The organism is Mesorhizobium sp. M7A.F.Ca.US.006.04.2.1 (assembly GCF_004022915.1).
GTDB lineage: Bacteria > Pseudomonadota > Alphaproteobacteria > Rhizobiales > Rhizobiaceae > Mesorhizobium > Mesorhizobium ciceri.
The window spans coordinates 1-3,657 of sequence record NZ_RZQA01000673.1; the positions used below are offsets into that span (position 1 = coordinate 1).

The window sequence follows — 3,657 nt, forward strand, 5'->3', positions numbered from 1 at the left end:
GTGTCGGGCACGTCTTTCAGCAATGTCGGGGCGTAGAAATAGCCTTTGTTGCCGACACGTTTGCCGCCGGTGATGACAGTCGCGCCCTTCGCCGTTGCATCGCTGACGAAACCGTCCATGGCATCGAGCCGCCGTGGCGCAATCATCGGCCCCATCTGCACAGCGCTGTCGAGACCGTCTCCAATCCTGAGCTTTTCGGCGCGGGCGGCAAAGCCGTCGATGAAGCGGTCGTAGACAGCCTCATGCACATAGAAGCGGGTCGGCGAGGTGCACACCTGGCCGGCGTTGCGGAACTTGAAGGCGACCACAGTATCGAGCGTCTTGTCGAGGTCGGCATCCTCATAGACGATGACGGGGGCGTGGCCGCCAAGCTCCATGGTGCAGCGCTTCAACGTGTCGGCAGCCTGCTTCTGCAGCAGCTTGCCAACTGCGGTCGAGCCGGTCAGCGAGACCTTCTTCGGGATCGGCGAGGCGATCAGATAGGACGAAACCCGCGCAGGCTCGCCGAACACGATGTTGAGCACGCCCGCCGGCAGTCCTGCGTCCTGGAAGCAGCGGGCGATCGCCACGGCGGTTCCGGGCGTTTCCTCCGCCGGTTTCAGAATGATCGAGCAGCCGGCGCCAAGCGCGCCCGAGATCTTGCGAATGACATTGCTGGCCGGGAAGTTCCAGGCGGCGAAGGCGACGACCGGGCCGACCGGTTCCTTGAACACCATCTGCCGCACCCCGGGCAGCCGGGCAGGGACGATACGGCCATAGGCGCGCTTGCCTTCTTCCGCATACCAGCGGGTCGCGTCCGCTGCGAACTGCACCTCGCCGGTGGCTTCCGCCAGCGCCTTGCCGTTTTCCATCGTCAGCGTGCGGGCAATGGTGTCCTTGCGCTGCTCGATCAGGTCGGCGGCCTTGTCCATGATCGCCCAGCGCTGCATGGCGGTCATGGTCTTCCACAGCTTGAAGCCTTTGAGCGAGGCCGCGAGAGCGCGGTCGAGATCAGCCTCCGTGGCATGCGGCACGGTCGCCAACACTTCTTCGGTGGCGGGATTGATCAGCGTTTCGGACTTACCGTCCGATCCCTGGCACCACACGCCGTCAATCAGCAGCTCGATCGTCTCTGGATACATGTCCTAGCCCTTTCAGCCCGGCGGGGCGCGGAAAGCGCCGGGAGATTACACGTCACAAGAAAGTTTCCGCCATGCCTTGACCTGTACATTGTATACAGTATGGTGTCGACATGATTTTAGCGCGCATCCAGAAATTGTCGGTCGCCATCCCCGAGAATCTCGCCGAGATGCTCGAGGAGGAAATCATCTTCGGCCGCCTCAAATCCCGGGAGCGATTGACCGAGGAAATGGTCGCCGCGCGCTACGGCGTCAGCCGGTCACCGGTGCGCGAGGCGCTGAGGCTGCTCGAGCGGGACGGCCTGGTGATGCGCGAGGCCAGGCGCGGCATCTGGGTCTCGCCGATGTCGCAGCGCGATTTCGATGAGGTCTACACTTGCCGCATCGAGCTGGAAGGGCTGGTAGCCAAGCAAGCCGCCGAATCCGCAGACATCGAGAAGAAGGCTGAGTTCAAGAGCCTGTTGTCGGAGCTGAAGCAGGCCCAGGCCAGGAAAGATGCGCGGCAGTTCTTCATCGTCGACGTGCGCGGCTCCTTCCTGACCTACACGCTGGCCGGCAACAAGACGCTGACACGCCTGCTTGGTGGGCTGGAAAAGCAGGCCTTGCGTTACCGCTATCACGCCTACGAGCAGGATCCGAAGATCATCCAGCTGTCGCTCGACGACACGGCCCGCATCTATGATGCGATCACCGCCGGCGATGGCGAAAGCGCCAAGGCGATGACCGAAAACCTCATCCGGGAAATCTGGCAGAGCATGCGGGCCGGCATTCGCGACGCTTTCGGAGAGGGCTAGGTCGTGTCCAGCTTTGCGTCAGCGTTCAGCGTCATCGATTCCCATACCGCCGGCCATCCCACACGCGTCATCCTGAGCGGCGTTCCGAAACTCTCCGGTTCGAGCGTGCGGGAGAAGCGCGACCATTTCCGCGATCGCTTCGACCACCTGCGCCCGGCACTGCTGCATGAGCCGCGCGGCCATGCGGCCATGGTCGGTCTCGTACCGGTCGCCTCTGAAGTCGCCGACTATGGGGCGTTCTTCATCTCGTCCTATGTCTATCTCGACATGTGCGGTCACGGCACGATCGGCCTTGCCAGGACGTTGGCCTTCACAGGACAGATTTCTGTCGAAACCGGCGACAGCTTTACGCTGGAAACGCCGGCGGGGATCGTGACCATTCATCTGATCTGGAACGAAGACGGCTCGCTCGACCGGGCGCGGATCGCCAATGTCCCGAGCTATGTCGGGCTGGAGCGCTTAAGCGTTTCCGTCGAAGGTGTCGGCAAGGTCGATGCCGCAATCGTCTACGCCGGCATGTGGTACGCGCTGGTAGACGCCGTGCCACTCGGGTCCAAGCTGATCCCGGACAATGCGTCGGCCCTTATGCTGGCCGGCGCCAGGATCAAGGCCGCGATCAAGGCGGCGACCAAAGACCTGCCGCTGCTGGCCGGCGCAGCCGCACCGAGCGTGCTGTTCTACGATGCGGACAGCGAGTATTCGGCGACGCATTTCCTTGTCCTGGAATCCAACAAATTCGACCGCTCGCCATGCGGCACCGGCACGTCAGCGCGCCTGACCTATCTGCTTGAGAAGGGGTTGATCCGTCCCGACCAGACCTATCACGCCAGAAACATCTTCGGCATTCCGTTCGAGGCGCGCCTGCAACAGCGCGTCGAGGAGCAAGGCCGCGACGCGATGATCATCGAGATCGAGGGCTCGGCCTTCATCACCTCGACCCAGACAATCTATTTCGAGAAGGGCGACCCTCTCTCGAAGGGATTTCTAGCCCGGTAATCACCAAAAACTCAGAAAAGGGGAATGACATGAAATTCACAGTAATGCGTACGTTCATGGCCGCTTTGACCATTGGCCTCGGCCTGCTCACGGCGCCGATCGCAGCCTCCGCGGACGACAATCCGTCCGCCGTCATCGACCAGATCCGCGCCAGCGGCGTGCTCAAGGTTCCGGTAATGACCGGCGAGGAGCCGGGCTACATCAAGGATCCGGCCACCGGCCAGTGGAGCGGCTTCTACTACGAATTCCTGGGCGAGATCGCGACCCAGCTCGGCGTCAAGCTCGAGCCTGTCGAAACGACCTGGGGCAATCTGGCCGCCGACTTCCAGTCCAACAAGATCGACATCGCCATCGGCGTCAATCCGAACCCGAAGCGCGGTCTTGTCGTCGACTATCTGTGGGAGCCGCTGTTCACCGACGCCTGGGCCGTGCTGACGCCTCCCGGCAAGCCGGTGAAGACCTGGGCCGAACTCAATTCGCCGGACAAGACCGTCGTCGTGCAGAAGGGCAGCACCATGCAGGTCGTCGCCGAAGCCCTGCTGCCGAAGGCCAAGATCACGCCGGTGGAAGATCGTGGCCTGGCGCTTATGGAACTCCAGGCTGGTCGCGCCGATGGTGTCGTGCTTTCCATTTTCGACGCGCTGCAGATCACCAACCAGAAGATCGGCAATGTCTCGTTGCCTGAGCCGATCCTGCGCAATCCGGCAACGCTGGCCGTCGCCCGCAAGCCCGGCAATGCAGGCTACATC

At 62.6% G+C, this 3,657-nt stretch carries 4 protein-coding genes; 3 read left to right on the forward strand and 1 reads right to left on the reverse strand.

The features are described from left to right. A partial coding sequence (locus EN925_RS27820; RefSeq protein ID WP_164894431.1) for an NAD-dependent succinate-semialdehyde dehydrogenase occupies positions 1-1,121 on the reverse strand: 1,121 nt, incomplete at its 3' end. A 110-nt stretch (positions 1,122-1,231) separates the two neighbouring features. Between EN925_RS27820 and EN925_RS27825 the strand changes: the two genes are divergently transcribed. From EN925_RS27825 to EN925_RS27835, 3 genes are all read left to right on the forward strand, one after another. After that, the gene (locus EN925_RS27825) at positions 1,232-1,912 is read left to right on the forward strand and encodes a GntR family transcriptional regulator (protein WP_127368470.1); all 681 of its coding nucleotides are present in this window, start codon (positions 1,232-1,234) and stop codon (positions 1,910-1,912) included. A gap of 3 nt (positions 1,913-1,915) precedes the next feature. Next, the gene (locus tag EN925_RS27830) at positions 1,916-2,908 is read left to right on the forward strand and encodes a proline racemase family protein (RefSeq protein ID WP_127368471.1); all 993 of its coding nucleotides are present in this window, start codon (positions 1,916-1,918) and stop codon (positions 2,906-2,908) included. 29 nt (positions 2,909-2,937) lie between these two features. Continuing rightward, positions 2,938-3,657: transporter substrate-binding domain-containing protein (locus EN925_RS27835; protein ID WP_128337069.1), on the forward strand; the 720-nt coding region annotated here is incomplete at its 3' end.